This window comes from Leptospira ellinghausenii, from assembly GCF_003114815.1.
Lineage (GTDB): Bacteria > Spirochaetota > Leptospiria > Leptospirales > Leptospiraceae > Leptospira_A > Leptospira_A ellinghausenii.
Genome location: NZ_BFAZ01000001.1, coordinates 85,541 through 102,622 on the forward strand (window position 1 = coordinate 85,541; position 17,082 = coordinate 102,622).

Below are 17,082 nucleotides of genomic sequence, written 5' to 3' on the forward strand. Positions count from 1 at the left end.
AGATTTAAAAAACGAAGTTTTATTCTTCGTCTTTGTTGTTGACTTTGTATTTTTTCATTAACTCTTCTGCTACGTTTCTTGGAACTGGAGCATACTTGGAGAATTCCATAGCAAACTCAGCCTTTCCTTGGGTAGAAGAACGAAGCACTGTGGAGTATCCAAACATATCAGCAAGAGGAACTTCTGCTTCGATTTTTGCATAACCGTTCTCTTCTGTAGTGTTTAAGATCATACCACGTCTTTGGTTTACAGAAGCAAGGATCGCTCCTTGGAATTCAGTAGGTCCTTCTACTTCCACACGCATGATGGGCTCGAGGATGATAGGTGCTGCTTTTGAGAAACCTTGGCGGAATCCATAACGAGCTCCAATTTGGAATGCCATATCAGATGAATCCACATCATGGTAAGCACCATCATTGATCACACAACGAACTCCGATGATAGGGAATCCAATCAGAGATCCTCGTTCTAAACAAGAACGGAAACCCTTATCACAAGATCCGATGTATTCGCGAGGGATGGAACCACCCACGATTTTATCTACGAATTCGTAGTCTTTTCCTTCTTCTTGTGGGATTGGTTCAATGTAACCAGCTACACGAGAGAACTGACCTTGACCACCCGTTTGTTTTTTATGAGTGTAATCAAATTCTGCAGACTTCGTGATGGTTTCACGGTAAGCTACCTGAGGAGCACCAGTCACAAGGTCCACACCATACTCACGTTTCATACGTTCGATGTATACTTCGAGGTGGAGTTCTCCCATACCTTTGATGATGGTTTGACCAGACTCTTTATCAATTTCAGTTTGGAAGGTTGGGTCTTCTTTTGTGAAACGGTTGAGAGCTTTTGCAAGGTTTGGAAGTTGTTTTGACTCTTTACATTCAATTGTGAGTGAGATCACCGGATTTGGAACGAACATAGACTCCATCGTGAGTTTTGTTTTTCCATCAGTAAATGTATCCCCTGATGCACAATCGATACCGAATAGAGCAACGATATCTCCCGCTTCCGCTTTTGAAATATCTTCCATTTCGTTTGAGTGCATACGGACAAGACGTCCAATATTGTGGCGTTTGTTGTTAGATGAGTTATAAATCGTCATCCCTTTTTCGAGTCTACCTTGGTAAACACGAACATAGGTTAACTGACCGTAACGACCGTCTTCGAGTTTGAATGCTAGGCAAACTAATGGTTTTTCTGGATCAGAATCCAAAATGAGTTCGTTTTCTTCGTTTCCAATTTCTTTTGCTGTGTTTTCCACATCATAAGGTGATGCGAGGTAGTCTGCTACTCCATCCAGAAGTCTCTGAACCCCTTTGTTTTTGAAGGCAGAACCCATAAACACTGGAACAAATTTAAGTGCAAGGACACCACGACGAATCGCTTCTTTGACACGAGCTTCCGAAGGAGTTCCTTCTAACATTTCTTCTGTGAGTTCATCACTAAAAAGTGACACTGCATCGAGAAGGGCTTCGCGTTTTTCATTTGCTTGGTCTTTTAACTCTTCAGGGATGTCAGTGATTTTGATATCTTGTCCGTTTGGACCTTCAAAATAATATGCTTTCATCTCCACAAGGTCTACAATCCCTTTCAGGTCGTTTTCGAGTCCGATCGGAAGTTGCACTGCATGGGCATTGAGGTGGAGTTTTTCACGGAGTTGGTCGATAACTCTCCATGGGTTTGCACCAGTTCTGTCGAGTTTGTTGATAAAGGCAACACGTGGAACGTTGTAACGTTTCATCTGGCGGTCAACCGTGATGGACTGAGATTGAACTCCCGCAACACCACAAAGAACCATAATCGCAGAGTCAAGGACACGAAGGGAACGTTCTACTTCGATTGTGAAGTCAACGTGGCCCGGAGTATCGATGATATTGATTGTAATGTCTTTCCAAGTTGCATACGTAGCTGCTGACTGGATCGTGATCCCTCTTTCTCGTTCGAGGTCCATACTGTCCATAGTGGCACCCACACCGTCTTTTCCACGTACTTCGTGGATGGCGTGAATTTTGTTCGTATAAAATAAGATACGTTCTGTTAGGGTTGTTTTCCCTGAGTCAATGTGTGCGGAAATCCCGATATTACGGATTCTTTCCAATTTTGGATCACGTTTGGTTGCTTGCGTCGCAGAGGTCATATTTTCCTCAAAAATAAGGTTAAAGTTGAATTGATTCTACCAAAATCTGAAATGGACTGCGTTTGTAAAGTACTTGGGATTTTTGGTAAGAGGGAAAATCCTGGAGAAAGTAGAGAATAGGGAAATATGCCACTTGCTCGTTTCAAACGATTTTTTCGTACTTTGTCTTTTGCCCGAGTGGTGTGCCTTGGATTTTTTGCCGCCATCTTACTTGGGTCGTTTGGCTTGTACATTTCGGAAGAAGGTGAGTTGTCATATGTCGATAGTCTGTATCTCTCCGCCTCGTCTATTTGTGTGACAGGTTTGTCACCCATCCCCCTTTCGGGACTGAACCCCTCCACTCATTGGATCATGTTATTCCTCATCCAATTGGGGGGACTTGGGATCATCAGTTTTACAGTGATTGTTGGGTTTCTCATCACAAAAGGGATTTCCAGGAACGCTCGGTTTAATGCCTTTGTTGGGGCCGCCATTGACACCCAAACGGAAACAGAGTCACTTGCCACCAATGAAGTGAACCGGATTTTACTTTCCATCATCAATATTTCTTTTTCCATCGAAATCCTGGGAGCCATTGGATTGTATCTCCATATGCCGGAAGGAGTGGAAGGGGAGAACACCCGTTGGTTTTTTTCCCTGTTTACGGCAGTCTCTTCTTTCAATAACGCTGGTTTTTCGATCACAGATGACCTAAGTGCCTTACGTTTGGATCCTTTTTCCCTGTACATCGTTTCGGGTCTTGTGATTTTTGGAGGGATCGGATTCCCTGTCATCATCCTACTCGAAAAAGTGTTACTCACTATCTTTGTCCGAATTGTATACCGTATTGAAGTGGTAGCAGAAACCCTCATGATGGAAAAAGCTTTAAAAGCAGGGAATGTCCCACGGTTTTTGTTATTACCAGCACAGTTTTCCGCAATTTTAGAAAATCGAATTGAAGAATACAACAAACACTTACGTGGAGAAACCACGCGGATCCAATCAAAACTTTTGGTTTATGGGTCTTTTGCTTTGTTACTTTTTGGATTCATTGGAATTTATTTCTTGGAAAGGAGTAACCCTCATACTTTCCACGGCATGGATCTTGTAGATAAAATCTCCAATGCATTTTTTATGTCTGTTTGTTCCAGAACGGCTGGATTTTCGACAATGGACCTTGGTCATTTGAATGATGCCACTGTGATCATCATCACTGTACTCATGTTTATTGGTGGTGGTCCACAAGGAACGGCAGGTGGTATCAAAATCACAACTTTTGTTTTGTTACTTGCTTATCTAAAGAATGTTATCCAACCTTCTAAACCTGTCATGTTATTTGGCGAAACCGTTTCTAAAAATTCAGTGGCAGTGGCAATTCGGGTTTATTTTTTGGCAACGGTATCTTTGGCATTTATCTTCATTTTGCTTGGGATTTTGGACCAAAACCAACACTCTCTCCATGTTATCTTTTTTGAATTGATTTCTTCGTTTTCCACAGTGGGTTATAGTTTGAATCTGACTTCCCAATTAGGGGATATCGAGAAATTATTTTATGCTGCCGTCATGTATGTGGGTAGAGTGGGGATTTTTACCGTTCTCATCGCAGCAACAGGCCATTCGGGAGTCCCAAAAATGGGTACCATCGACGACGGTGTAAAAATCCAAGTCGGGTAAAATGGATATAAAAATCAGTTTTAGTAAATTTAGGCACAATCAGGATTGGTAGTTGTGAAAATGTCAGTGAAAGAGTTATTCCTCTCCTATTGGAAATCTCCCGTTCTTAGTTCAGAAGAAGAGAAGATAGAAGTTCTTAAAAAAGAAAAAAAACAAAAACTAGGCGAAATCGAATTTCGGTTGGAGTCACTTGAGATATTGATATCGAATGATAAACTCGCTGATGCAAATATTTTATTCAATTACGTTGTGTACGATTTGGTAAATTACTACCAAAGTTTAAATGGCAAAAAAGAAATTCCAAAAGACAGTGACTTGTCTTCTTTCCAATTGCCAGAAACAAAAACAAAAGCATTTCAGTTTTTAAAAAACTTTAGCCAACACGTAGAAGTAACTGAAACAAAGTTAAACGAGATTTTTGAAGGTTGTTTGGTAACTTATAATTTTTTAATCGATGAATCAAAATCATTATTCCGTTCCAAAATGGAAACGAAACTTGATCGATTCAAACAAATTCGAAAAATACGTATCATTTCTGTAACATCGATTTTACTTTTATCACTCATTTCTGTTTTATATTACCAATATAAATTTCCAGTTTTGAAGGACCAAACCATCAAGATGTATACCTTTGTGGATAAAGAACACCCACAAACCTCTGAATCACTAATGGTTTCCTTACCAGTTTCGAAAACAGGGGTAGGTGTTTGGAATGAGTATGTCTTTACACTTCCAGAGCCAATGAGTCAATTTGGCGGACTCAGGATAGATCCTTTGGAACAAAGAGGAATTCGTTTTGTTTTGGATGATTTACAGATACTGGACGCAAATGGCAAAGTTTTGTATTCTAAAAAAATCACTGTAAGCCAAAGTTTATTGCCAGAAGATTACCAAGACTTTTTAGAAATTAGTGATATCAAAACCGCTGGGAAACAATTGCCAGGTGAGTTAGTCGAAATGATTTCCACTGGAAGAGATCCGAAAATCCTTTTAGTTTTTCCTACATTACAGAATGCCAAAACCATCAAAGTCAAAATGAAATACATTGAAGCCCACAAAGTGAAGAAAAAATGATCTATTTATACATTAAACTCATGAGGATCCCTCAGTGGATCAAAAACATCATCCTGTTTGCCGGATTAATTTTTTCGAAACGAATTTTTGATGTACCTTCCTTTACAAAGGTGTGTTTGGCATTTTTGTTTTTTTCCCTTGTTGCGAGTTGCCAATATGTCTTTAACGATTTTTTAGACCAAAAGGAAGATGCAAAACACCCTGAAAAAAAACACCGTCCTCTTGCAAGTGGGGATTTGGATTCTGGAATTGCTCTTGCAATAACAGGGGTTATCTTGCCAATCGCTTTGATCGGTTCTTATAAACTTTCACCCGTATTCTTTTATTTAACCATTTTTTATCTATTATTCAATATGTTGTATAGTAAGGTCTTAAAACACATTGTGATTTTAGATGTAATGAGTATCTCAATTGGATTTGTACTCCGGGCCATCGCTGGTGCTGTTGTCATTGGGGTAGAATTTTCTCATTGGTTATTACTTTGTACCTTTATGCTCGCACTCTTTTGGGGATTTTCCAAACGGAGAGGTGAAATTAATATTCTGAAAACTGATGCTGGCAAACACAGAAAAATTTTGGAAGAATACTCAATCGAATTTTTAGATTTGATGATGGCTGTTGTGGCAACCTTAACTCTTGTGAGTTATGTGATGTATACGGTTAGTCCTGATACGGCTAAAAGTTTAGGAACTCCTTATATGGTGTATACAGTTCCCATTGTTGTGTATGCGATTTTTCGTTCCCTTTATATCATCTACATCAAAAATATGGGGCATAACCCCACAAGAGCCATTCTCACCGATGTGAGTGTGCTCGTCTCTGGTGTCATATGGCTTGTCCTCATCTTATTTTTGATGTTTGGGAACATATCAAGCCATCTACCAGTCTACCAGTAGAGATGAAAATTTGGAAGCAGTTGCCTTATGGCTGGAAAGTGGTGTTCGCCTTTGTTTTCTTTTTTTCGGCAACCTTAGGATTTGCTTATTTTAAGGCAAGGGACACAAATCCATCCATTCCGATTGAGGCTCTAGCAACAACCCCAACGGAAGCAAGTTCCTGGAAAGGCCACCCTAAGGTGGTGTATTTCTGGACAACTTGGTGTACGGTATGCAAAGCCTACACACCAATCCTTGAAGCCAATTTAAAATTTTTACCAAAAGAAACCATGTTTTTGTCTGTTTTGGAATCGGAAGATTCTGAAGAGACCAAAGAAATCCTCTCCCACCTTTCTTCTGAATCAACGTATCCGATTTATACCGCAGATTATCGAATGTTAAAGGAATGGAGGATTTCCGCTTATCCAACCACTCTCTTTGTCAATGCAAATGGTAAGGTTGTTTTTGCGGATTCAGGAATTTTGAGTCCCATTGGATTTTGGATCCGTTCTTTTCTGTTGCGCTTTTTTTAAACTGTCGATGATCTAATATGGACTCGAGCTTCAAACCCAAGCCACTTTTGAATAAGTCGGAACTCCGACAAATCAAACGTAGTAAGACGAGGGTTGAAGGGAAAAAAGTCATCACCGATGATGTCAAAAAACTCAAATCACTTAAAGTCACACCCGAACTTAGTTTCCAAGAGTCGATTGATTACTACAAAGAACCCATCTGGATCGAATATTACATTCCAAAAGAATCCAGGTTTGCTTTTGAAACCAAATATCTATTTATCTTGTTAGTTGATCCTCAGACTACTGACGAAGAATGTGATTTGGCAAGAAAAGAAGCCCAAGAGAAAAATGAGATCGTGGATGTTTTCGGGTATATGGAATCTCACCCCGATTCCATTCGTCTCATTGAAGATTCATACCATTCCACAATGTCAATGCATGAAACCATCCACCATATTTATCGCAATTATAAAGAAACTGGGGCTACAGAAGATTTAAAAACTGCATGTTACCTCACAGAGGCATTACTCAAATACGAACCAACCATTGCAGGTCTTACGTATTTTCGTGATTATAGCATTTATAATTTGAATTATTGGATACGAACGTTAAATCGATTGAAAATTGACTTTGCGTTAGAAGATGCAACCGTATCTCTTCTCATCAAACGAAGGAATGAACTTTGGGAAATAGAAAATCGGGAAGAGGATGAAGACTTTGATTTGTTAGCTGCATTGTTTTTTGAACAAGCGTTTCCAAACAGAGGAGCGGGTGAGCTTTCAAGTGATGACATGTTATTATTTGAATGAATCACATGTTCATTTATTTTTAATCTCCTTAACTCACAAACCAGCGAAATAAATCGATATGGTCTTTTGTGGATTGGTATGTTTGGTTTGCAGATAATATGGTTACGTCGGTTAGTTTCATGGATACGGGGATTCGTTTTTCCTGAAAGGTAAACGTTAATTTGGATACGGATTTTGCTGATTCTTTCCAATGTTTTTCTTCTACTTGTTCTTCTGTGAGTGGAAAACTATCCAAAAATACCTTCCAAAAGTCCTTCGCATCAATGAGCACTTCTGAGATTCCACTGATCCCCATTTTTAAATCACGATATAGATTTTCTCGATTAAAATCTTTGATGCCGATTGACAAATATGGTTTTTCTCTTTTGATTTTTTCTAAATTTGGGACCAACAACTTTGTATCAACTTTATCCCAATCCAATAGCAAAAAATGACATGGACCAACTAACAATCTTTTGAGTAAAAATTCTGGATTTGATTCCGCAAAAACAAAATAACCTAAAGTTTTTAAAAACCTAGAAATGTGTTGGTCTAGGATTTGATTTTTTGTACAAACAATCCAGGTTAATTTTTTTTCAGGTTCTGGGTGGAGAGGTAGAGTATGAATTTTCTGAAAAGGTTTATCCCATAAAAAGGATACACCTGAGGATTTGTATTCCTCTTTCTCTTCTTTTGAAAATTGTCCGCATAAGATTGGTTCTATGCTCCAATCCAAAAGTTCTTTTGCTAAATCTGGACTTGGTTTGGAAAAAACTCGAATACAATCAGGGAAATCTTTCCAATTTTTACTTGTACATTCTTTCACTACGGACCCATTTGCTTGTAACCAAGCAATCATGAGTTCTTTTTCCCGCTCTGGGAGTTGTGTCAAAACGGCTCCGAATAGTGAGTCCATACGATTGTATTTTAGTTGACCCCCTAGGCTTGAAAGTCATTTTAAAAAGCATCTCCGATGAAGCTCCTCAAGCGATACGCAAACCGTAGGCTCTATGATCCAGAAACAAGTTCCACCATCACGTTAGAAGATGTGGCAAAGATGATCATTGGTGGGGAAGAAATCAAAGTCCAAGACAACCTTTCTGGGGAAGACATTACACCAAAGATCCTCGGACAAACATTTTTAAAAGTGAGTCTTGGCCAAAGGAACGAAGATTTTTCAAATTTTATGTTAACTTCTCTCATCCGAGAGACAGGTCGTGATATTTCTGGCCTATTTGAACGTCTGGTTTTAGGTGGGATTGGTGCCAATTACCTTACCCGCGAACGGTTGGAAAGGATTGTCAATTCGATGGTGGAACTCGGGGAATTGAAGGAAGTAGATTTTAGTCTCTACAGAGAAGATTTACTCCGAAAGATGGCATCCCGCGCGAGTGAAAAAAAGGAACAAATCCAAAAGGATTTGGAAAAATTCAGCCAATCCATTTTGGAAGAGGACAAAGCCACTCTTGGCGACTTATCTGAAAAATTAAAAGAAGTCGCAGAAAAATTAAAAGAAAATTAGCCAAAATGAGTTAGAATGTCCTGCAATTTTAGGGGGAAGGAATGAAATTCCAACATGTTCTACTACTCGTCTTTTTATGGAACGTAAGTTTATTTTCAGAACAAGATGAGGCCTTTTTTGAAACCCAAAGGAAACGACTTTCCTCTTCTGATATCTTCGAAATTCGTGATGCCATAGACCGTCTAACGTTTATTAAATCAAATAGAGGGTATCGGGACATACTTTCTGCCTTAGAGGGGACACCCAATTTCCCAACAAGTGAGAACAATGCCCCCGCTGTGAAATTTTATGCGGCAAAAGCTCTCGCTAAAAAAGGGGACAAAATTGCCATACCTGTTCTCATCAAAACCTTTCAAAAAGAGTCGGCTTCCATCATCGAATACAACCCGCCAAAAGTAAGAAAAATCAGTGACGGAGTTGCTGATCGTCATTCTACCTCGAGTCCTTACTTTTACGGAGATGGTGAAATTTCCATTGTTTTGGCTTGTGGTGAGATGTTACGGGCATTAGGTTCTCTCCCAACAACGGAATCCTCCGAACAAACCATCAAACAAGCGTTGTCTCATCCTAATTTTTATATCCGAAGTTCTGCTGCTGATGCAATGTATGAATCCGATCGTAAGGTGTGGATCTCTTCTCTTGCGGATGGACTGGGTAAAGAACAGGTCCCCTATGCAAAAATCTCCATTTTATCGGCCATAGTAGGTTTAGAACGTTTGCCTAACCAAAATTTTAAAGCGGTGACAGAGATGCTTTCCCATGATGATCCAGAAGTAAGGAAAAAAGCTTCACAGGCATTACGCCGTTTAGACCTTCGGATTGCAGCACCTTACCTAGAAAAGGCGATTCTTGTTGAAAATCACCCAAATGTTTTATCACAAATGAAAGAAGATCATTCCTATCTTATTTCATTTCGGTACCCCTAGACTTATTCCATTTCATTGTGGACAAATCTAGATTTTCTTTAAAAATGTGACTTAAACGGAGAAATTATGAAATTTAATAGTATTCTAGATGCCATTGGCAACACACCACATATCCGATTGTCTCGTTTGTTTGGAACTGATCACGAAGTGTATATGAAACTAGAAAGACAGAACCCAGGTGGATCGATTAAAGATCGAATCGCGCTTGCGATGATTGAAGATGCCGAAAAATCAGGAAAATTGAAAAAAGATTCCATCATTGTGGAGCCTACATCTGGAAATACTGGGATTGGTCTTGCTATGGTTGCAGCTGTGAAAGGTTATGCGATCACTCTTGTGATGCCAGAACATATGTCAGTGGAAAGACGTAGGATTATGGCAGCTTACGGTGCCAAGTTTGAGCTCACTCCAAGGGAAAAAGGTATGCCAGGTGCGATTGCAAAAGCACAAGAAATGGTGGCAGCCAATCCAAACGCTTGGATGCCACAACAGTTTGAAAACGAAGCCAATATCCAAGTCCATAGAGAAAAAACTGCAGAAGAAATTGCAAAAGATTTTCCAGATGGATTGGACTATATCATCACTGGTGTAGGAACGGGTGGGCATATTTCTGGTTGTGCAGAAAACTTAAAAAAACGATTTCCTAAACTAAAAGTATTTGCTGTAGAACCTGAAGGTTCTCCTGTTCTCAGTGGTGGTAAACCAGGTCCACACCCTCTCCAAGGGATTGGTGCTGGTTTCATTCCTAAAAACTGCAAAACAGAATTACTAGATGGGATCATCACTGTTGGAAAAGAAGAGTCCTTTACAATGGCTGTTCTTGCTGCCAAAAAAGAAGGGATTTTTATCGGAACATCTTCTGGTGCAAGCCTTGCGGCAGTCTCCAAAAAACTAAAAGAAATTCCTGCAGGTTCCAAAGTGCTTACATTCTGTTATGATACAGGAGAAAGATACTTATCTGTGGAAGGACTTTTCGTTTAATACTTGTTTGATGGGATTTTAAAATCACCAATTTAATTGTTGTTGAATCCCCTACAAAGGCAACAACCCTCAATTCTTACCTAGGGAAAGATTGGTTGGTTGTTGCGACAAAGGGGCATATCAAAGACCTTCCTCCCAAATCCTATGGAGTGGACATCTCCAATTCTTTTGAACCTGAATATGAATGGCTCAAAGGGAAAAAAAACCTCTTTGCCTCCATCGTTACAAAAGCCAAAAAGTGTTCCAAAATTTATATAGCTAGTGATCCGGACAGAGAAGGTGAGATTATCGCCAAACATTGTTTTGATGAATTGGCAAAATTAAAAAAACCAATCTACCGCTTACGTTTAAAAGAAATCACAAAAGTTGAATTAAATATCCAATTAGAGAAACAAACCGGACTAGACCAAGGGGAAATTGAATCACAAATTGCAAGAAGGGTAGTCGATAGAATTTTTGGTTTTGAAGTATCCCCTGATTTATGGAAACAATTAAAAATACCAACCTTATCTGCTGGAAGAGTTCAATCTACCGTTTTACATTGGATATGTGAGAGAGAAAAGGAAATTCAAAACTTCTCAAAAGAAACTTACCTTTTACTCAAACTTCAAGGAACTCTGAATAAACAAATTTCCGAACTCAAATACCATACAAAAGAAAAATTGAATCAAGCAGAAGTTAATTCGATCGTAAAGGAACTCGGGATGATTCCTGAACCTTCTAAGTTGAAGGAACTTGTTTTATCAAATATCAAAATAAAACAATTGAATCGAAAACCTCCAAAGGCATTTTCCACCGCGAGTTTACTTGAAGTTAGTTTTCGTGCTTTAAAATTTGATTCAAAAAAAACGATGAGAATTGCACAAAGTTTATTTGAAGGTAAAAAATTACACTCGGGAGAAACGGTTGGTCTTATTACCTACATGAGATCTGATAGTACTCGAGTTTCGGATTCAAAACGTCAATTAGGTGAAAATTATTTAAAACAACATTATCCAACACTTTTGTTGGAAGGCGCTGGTAAACAGTCCAAACAAAAAAAGTTTTCACAAGATGCTCATGAAGCAGTGATTCCCATTAATCCCAATCTAACACCTTATCAAATTCGAAATTATTTAACAGCTGATGAATGGAAACTTTACCAATTGATTTGGGAACGATTCTTGGTCTCTTTAATGAAACCAGAATCAGGAGAAGAAATTGTGTATGAATTCCCAATTGGAAAACATCTTTTCACCCATTCGTTTGAAAGAATTTTTGATGGTGGGTTCAAAAACTTCCCGGAACCAATGATGGATAAAAAGAAGAATACATTGGATGCAAAAGTGGGGGATATTTTTTTCTACGAATCTTATTCTACATTGGAAAAGGAAACAGAACCTCCCGAACGATATACCCAAGGTAAGTTAATTCAAAAAATGGAAGATACAGGAGTGGGTCGCCCTTCCACTTACGCAAACATTCTTGAAACATTAAAACTGAGAAAGTATATTGTTGAGTATCAAAAAAACATAGGTCCTTCTGCTTTGGGAATGAAAGTGGATGCTTATTTGGATTTAAACTTTCATGATCTGATTGGTGAGTCATTTACAAAGGACTTAGAACAACAATTGGACCAAATCACAGAGAACAAAAATTCAAGAGTGGAATTAATTTCAGCATTCTATGAGAAGCTGAAACAGATTTTAAAATCACCAAGGAAAAAAACAGAATCTTATGGACCTGAGATTGTAACTAGTAAGAAGAATGAAAAAATTGTAACTGAAAATTCGAGAATCAATTCAAATGTTAACCCGAAAAAAAATAAGAACCAACATCTACCGAAGGAAAGGAGTCTAATCCTTACAGAGAAAAAAGTTTGCCCAAAGTGTTCGGATGGAACCATCAGAACCAAATTGGGGAAAAATGGGAAAACCATTTATTTTTGTTCTCGATACCCGCACTGTGACTACATCACCTATGACAACTAACTATGATAAAACTTTAATTCTAGTGAATTTGGGAGGGCCACGGACGTCCTCAGAAATTGAAGTATTTTTAAGAGATTTATTTTCAGATCCATTTGTGTTTGATTTGCCATTGCCAGAATTTTTCCGAATTCGTTTGGCAAGGTTCATCGCAAAAAAACGGGCTCCTAAAGTGCAAAAAACTTATGAATCCATGGGTTTTGGTGGTGGTTCTCCCCTTGTGGACGAAACAGAAAAACAAGCAAAGGTTTTGGAATTAATTCTTAACCAACAAACGAAAGTAAAATGGAAGGTAAAAGTTTCCATGACTTGCGGATATCCTAATATTAGAGAGGATGAGTTTACCAAACCCGATGCAAATACTTTGTATTTACCGCTTTATCCTCAATTCTCCAGATCTACCGTATTATCAACACTGGCAATTTTAGAGTCAAGGTTTGGTGAATGTCCGGTTGGGAGTGGTGGTTATATCCCACATTTTGGTTTGGAGCCAAAGTATCACCAAATCATTGCTAGGTTTATTTGTGAGTTTTTTACAAACCAGTTAGAATCGGATGAATTTTTGCATTATCCTAAAGAAACTCCGAATTGTGATTGGAAAGACCTAGATCTTATTTTTTCGGCACACGGTGTTCCGATGCGACTCATTCACAAGGGTGATCGTTATATGGAAGAAGTAGAGATTTCCGTCAAAAAAATTTCTGAGGAATTGCGAAAGTTTGGTTTCAGAGGCAATGTACATGTTTCTTACCAAAGTAAAGTAGGTCCCGCCAAATGGACTGAACCAAACACAATTCAAATGATTACAAAACTTTCCAAAGAAGGTAAACACATAGCAGTGTATCCAATTAGTTTTGTAAGTGATCACCTGGAAACATTGGAAGAAATTGGTGAACAGTTTAAAGAACTCACATTGGAAAATGGTGGAAAATCATTTGTTAGAATTCCCGCATTTGGTACTTACAAACCATTTATGGAATATTTAGCAGAACGAGTGTTACTTGCTGATACATCGGTTAAGGATTGTATTTGTAAAAAAAATGGAGGAGAATCGTTAAAACATTGTCGATTCAAAAATTGATCTGAGACCAATTCCTTTTCTATAATTTCCATAAAATCTGATGTTTTTTCCTTGGGAAGACCAGTTTGTTTCTAACTGGTCTAACACTTGGTTGAACTTATATAAATTTGCGTCATACGCAGGGAAAACACCTTCCCAAGTTGTTCGGTAAACAACTGTTGGAGGGTCCATTTTCTTTGAGACCAAACATCTATCTGTTTCTAAAATAGATTCAATCGAATTGTCACTTTTATTTGTGTTTAAATCTGGATAAATCCAAGTTTCCGAATGTAATTGATTTTGGACTCGGCCAACAAAAATATCAGAATTACACAAAACTCCCAAAGCATGAACACCTTCATTTTTGCCAAAAAGTATTCCAAAACATGATTTTTTGGTAAGTTTTGTTTCACCAAACCTTGTTACGCTGGAAATGGTTAACAAATTTGGTTTGGTTTCTAATTTGATTTCTGAATCTAGAATCGGTAATAGTTTTTTTAGTGAGATACAAATTCGGACTGATCCATTTAAACTTTGAATTTCTTTAAAGTTTGAAAATGAAAATCCAGTTTTGATAGTGATTTTAGGTGATAAGTAAGAAACCAAATGAGTGACAAGGTCTCCCATTCCATTGGGAAAGGAAACTGTTCCGTATGTTTTCTTTTTGTTCTTTTTGATCTCTTTAAAAATGGTACTGTTTCCTCTGCCATCCCATTTTGAAAAAATAGTTTCCGGTTGTAATTCAGACAAACGTGTACCGTAAATTCCACCTAAAGCCGGTTCTATGATGTTTTTTGTTACAGAGGATCCAAACATTTGATTTCCCCAATGTTCAAAATTTAGATTGGGATCAAATTTAAGTTTTTTGAGAAAAATCGAATATAGTAATTTTGTGCCTGCTAAGATTGAGATTGGAAACTGAGATAATTTTTGATTGATCCAAAAATACCTTCGTTTTGATGCTTTTTTCGGGAAAACAGGTGAGAGACCAATGTCATCTAACATGGATTTGATATCATCTGTCAAAAGGATTCCATTTGCGGCAAGTTCTACCAAACCTTCTGGTTTGTTCAGTGTTCCGATCACTCCACCTAAAGTATCCTTTTCTTCGTATAGTGTGACAGAATTTCCTTTTTTTACTTGGTGGTATGCCATAAAGAGACCAGTAATCCCACCACCTAAAATATGAACGTTTTCTTTCATATTGCTTTTGAGAAAACGGGACCAGCTGGTTTACTCGATTGGAGTTTTTCATCAAACGCCATCGCAATGATTCTTAAAAATGGTTTTCCTAGCTCTGTAACACTTAGTGTTTCTTCGTTCCAAAAAACCAATTTATCTTTTTCCATTTCCGATAAAAAATCTTTAGTATGGTTTAACAAATCAGTGGGTACTTTTACTTCCCAAGAAGTCATCAGTTCTAAAATTAAGAGTTTTCGCAAACGATCTGAGTTGGAAAGTTTATGGCCTCTCAGGATTGGTAATTTCCCGTCCAAAAGAGATTTTCTATACTTCATTTCCAGTTTGATATTTTGGAAAAATAAATTTGGTGTTTCAGAAATAGCAGATGATCCAAGTCCAAGCATCACATCGGTTTTGGAGTCACTGTATCCCATAAAGTTTCTATGTAATTGTTTGGAATGGAAAGCTTTCCATAATTTATCATGAGGAAGAGCAAAATGATCCATACCAATTTCTCTGTATCCTTCTTTTTCTAGAAGTGATCTTCCCATTTCATATAACTCACGTTTGAGAGTCGGGTCTGGTAAATCTGCTTCCGTAAATAAACGTTGTGATGCTTTGATCCATGGTACGTGAGCATAAGAATAAAATGCAATTCTATCTGGTTTTAATTCTAATGTTTTTTCCACGGTGTATAACATGGAGTTTAGCGATTGTTTGGGTAATCCATAAATTAAATCAAAATTAACTGAATTGAATCCTAGTGATCTTGCTTCTAAGGTGATGTTTTCAGTTAGTGCAAATGGTTGGGTTCGGTTTACCAATCTTTGCACTTCTGGGTCAAAATCTTGTACCCCTAAACTGATTCGTTTGAAACCTAAATTGTGTAAGAGTTTGAGTTGGGAAATTCGTGTTCTTCTTGGATCTACTTCAATAGAATATTGTGGATCAATCGAAGAGGGTAATTGGTTTAAGATAGATTCGATTGTCGATTGAAGGTTGTAATCGGAAAGGTAAGTTGGGCTACCTCCACCTAAGTGAAGTTCACTGAGATCTTTTCCTTTTAAAGAAGGTACTTTTTGTAAATACAGGTCAAGTTCCGTTTTGATTGCTTTGACATAAGGTTCTTCAACGGTGTGGTTTTTTGTTATTGATGTATTACAGCCGCAAAACGTACACAAAGTTTCACAAAATGGAATGTGAAGGTACATCGCAAGTTTTGATTCTTTTGGGGAAAGGTGTGTTTCTAATGATTCAATACATTCTTCCACTGTTGGTGAATCTGTCCAGTAAGGTACGGTTGGATAACTTGTGTATCTTGGTGCTGGAGTATCGTATTTTTGGAGTAAGTGTTTCATGTACTAAACACCTTTCTTGTTGTTTCGATGAGGAGATGAACAGATTCTTCTGGAGTGAATTGTAATACACCATGTCCAAGTCCTGCCACCCAACCAACACGTTCTTTTGGTTCCAATTCTTTGATCGGCAAAAGGTATTCTTGGATTTTTTGTTTGAGGGTTGATTTGTCTGCAAATAATAACTCTTGGTCAAAATTACCCTGAATGAAACCTTTGCCACCAAATTCTTGTAATATGGTTGGGATTGAAAACCGGTGATCCACTCCGAAACCAACTAAGTTTTGAATGGAATGGATTTGTCTAATTTGTGATTCTGTTGAATTTTTGGCATAATAACCAATTTGATTTGGGAAGGATTTTGTTAGCTCTGTAATAGGTTCTGTGACATACCTCCGGAAATTAAATGGATCTAACATTCCGGCTGCAGTATCAAAGATCATCACCACTTCAGCTCCACCTTGCAGTTGTAACTCGATATTTCGCTTTAATAGTGGTACAAGAATCGAATAAAATTGATCTACAAACTCTTGGTTTGTTTTGATAAACGATAAATTTCCGTCATGTTTTCCTATACTAGCATAGGTCATAAGGGTAAAAGGGCCACCAACAAATCCAATTAGAGAAACATCTTTTGGTAATACTTCTCTCGTTCGGATCACTGCCTCTTTTTGGAAGTAAAGTCCTTCAATGGCTTCATCAACTGGTTTTAGTTTTTTAAGATCTGAAAGGGAGGTAAGTGAGAAGGATAATTTAGGGCCAGGATCATAAGTAAGACCCATACCGAGTGCTTCTAATGGGAAAAGTATATCTGAAAATAAGATACTAACGTCAAATCCAAATTCTTTTACGGGACCTAGTGCCACTTCGGCTGCAAGTTCAGGTTGTTTGCAGAGTTCCATAAAACTATAGGTTTCTTTAAGTTTACGATAATGAGAGTGGTATCGCCCTGCTTGGCGCATAAACCAAATTGGAGGAGTATTTTGTGGAACTAACTGGATCGCATTTGCAAAACGTTCATTGTGGTATTTGGTTGTGATCATG

General features: G+C 38.0%; 15 protein-coding genes. 10 read left to right on the forward strand and 5 right to left on the reverse strand.

Annotated elements, in window-relative coordinates; all coding sequences use genetic code 11:
• Positions 1–19: 19 nt before the first annotated feature.
• Positions 20–2,140: an elongation factor G gene (gene fusA, locus DI076_RS00405; RefSeq protein WP_108958090.1), complete on the reverse strand. Its 2,121-nt coding sequence runs from the start codon at positions 2,138–2,140 to the stop codon at positions 20–22.
• A gap of 126 nt (positions 2,141–2,266) precedes the next feature.
• On the opposite strand from fusA, the gene DI076_RS00410 reads away from it, so the two are divergent.
• From DI076_RS00410 to DI076_RS00430, 5 genes are read left to right on the forward strand one after another with little or no spacing between them, the layout of a single operon-like run.
• A complete protein-coding gene (locus tag DI076_RS00410; RefSeq protein WP_108958091.1) occupies positions 2,267–3,793 on the forward strand; it encodes a TrkH family potassium uptake protein in 1,527 nt (508 codons plus the stop codon).
• 60 nt (positions 3,794–3,853) lie between these two features.
• Entirely contained in the window at positions 3,854–4,867 is a 1,014-nt protein-coding gene (locus DI076_RS00415) for a hypothetical protein (RefSeq protein ID WP_245918182.1), read from the forward strand.
• Positions 4,864–5,763 carry a decaprenyl-phosphate phosphoribosyltransferase gene (locus DI076_RS00420; RefSeq protein ID WP_108958093.1) on the forward strand — a complete coding sequence of 300 codons (900 nt, stop codon included), beginning with the start codon at positions 4,864–4,866 and terminating at the stop codon, positions 5,761–5,763. The genes DI076_RS00415 and DI076_RS00420 overlap by 4 nt, the downstream gene beginning before the upstream one ends.
• A 2-nt stretch (positions 5,764–5,765) precedes the next feature.
• Complete coding sequence (locus DI076_RS00425) at positions 5,766–6,275, forward strand: TlpA family protein disulfide reductase (RefSeq protein ID WP_108958094.1); 510 nt, start codon at positions 5,766–5,768, stop codon at positions 6,273–6,275.
• Positions 6,276–6,292: 17 nt separating this feature from the next.
• Positions 6,293–7,066, forward strand: a complete 774-nt coding sequence (locus tag DI076_RS00430; RefSeq protein WP_108958095.1) for a hypothetical protein — start codon at positions 6,293–6,295, stop codon at positions 7,064–7,066.
• A gap of 28 nt (positions 7,067–7,094) precedes the next feature.
• Here the strand turns inward: DI076_RS00430 and DI076_RS00435 are convergent, their stop codons facing one another.
• Positions 7,095–7,961, reverse strand: coding sequence for a hypothetical protein (locus tag DI076_RS00435; RefSeq protein ID WP_108958096.1), 867 nt, complete (start codon positions 7,959–7,961; stop codon positions 7,095–7,097).
• Positions 7,962–8,018: 57 nt separating this feature from the next.
• Between DI076_RS00435 and DI076_RS00440 the strand changes: the two genes are divergently transcribed.
• From DI076_RS00440 to hemH, 5 genes are all read left to right on the forward strand, one after another.
• Complete coding sequence (locus DI076_RS00440; RefSeq protein WP_108958097.1) at positions 8,019–8,567, forward strand: polyhydroxyalkanoate synthesis regulator DNA-binding domain-containing protein; 549 nt, start codon at positions 8,019–8,021, stop codon at positions 8,565–8,567.
• A 41-nt stretch (positions 8,568–8,608) separates the two neighbouring features.
• A complete protein-coding gene (locus DI076_RS00445; RefSeq protein ID WP_108958098.1) occupies positions 8,609–9,493 on the forward strand; it encodes a HEAT repeat domain-containing protein in 885 nt (294 codons plus the stop codon).
• A 66-nt stretch (positions 9,494–9,559) separates the two neighbouring features.
• Positions 9,560–10,474 carry a cysteine synthase A gene (gene cysK / locus DI076_RS00450; protein ID WP_108958099.1) on the forward strand — a complete coding sequence of 305 codons (915 nt, stop codon included), beginning with the start codon at positions 9,560–9,562 and terminating at the stop codon, positions 10,472–10,474.
• Between the two features lie 35 nt (positions 10,475–10,509).
• Complete coding sequence (gene topA / locus DI076_RS00455; RefSeq protein WP_108958100.1) at positions 10,510–12,444, forward strand: type I DNA topoisomerase; 1,935 nt, start codon at positions 10,510–10,512, stop codon at positions 12,442–12,444.
• Complete coding sequence (gene hemH, locus DI076_RS00460) at positions 12,434–13,522, forward strand: ferrochelatase (RefSeq protein ID WP_108958101.1); 1,089 nt, start codon at positions 12,434–12,436, stop codon at positions 13,520–13,522. The genes topA and hemH overlap by 11 nt, the downstream gene beginning before the upstream one ends.
• Here hemH and DI076_RS00465 read toward each other — a convergent pair.
• The 3 genes from DI076_RS00465 to DI076_RS00475 are packed head-to-tail and all read right to left on the reverse strand — an operon-like array spanning position 13,496 to position 17,081.
• Complete coding sequence (locus tag DI076_RS00465) at positions 13,496–14,704, reverse strand: NAD(P)-binding protein (protein ID WP_108958102.1); 1,209 nt, start codon at positions 14,702–14,704, stop codon at positions 13,496–13,498. The genes hemH and DI076_RS00465 overlap by 27 nt on opposite strands.
• On the reverse strand, positions 14,701–16,041 hold the full coding sequence (gene hemN, locus DI076_RS00470; protein WP_108958103.1) for an oxygen-independent coproporphyrinogen III oxidase: 1,341 nt from the start codon (positions 16,039–16,041) through the stop codon (positions 14,701–14,703). The genes DI076_RS00465 and hemN overlap by 4 nt, the downstream gene beginning before the upstream one ends.
• Positions 16,038–17,081: a uroporphyrinogen decarboxylase family protein gene (locus tag DI076_RS00475; RefSeq protein ID WP_108958104.1), complete on the reverse strand. Its 1,044-nt coding sequence runs from the start codon at positions 17,079–17,081 to the stop codon at positions 16,038–16,040. The genes hemN and DI076_RS00475 overlap by 4 nt, the downstream gene beginning before the upstream one ends.
• Position 17,082: the final 1 nt, after the last annotated feature.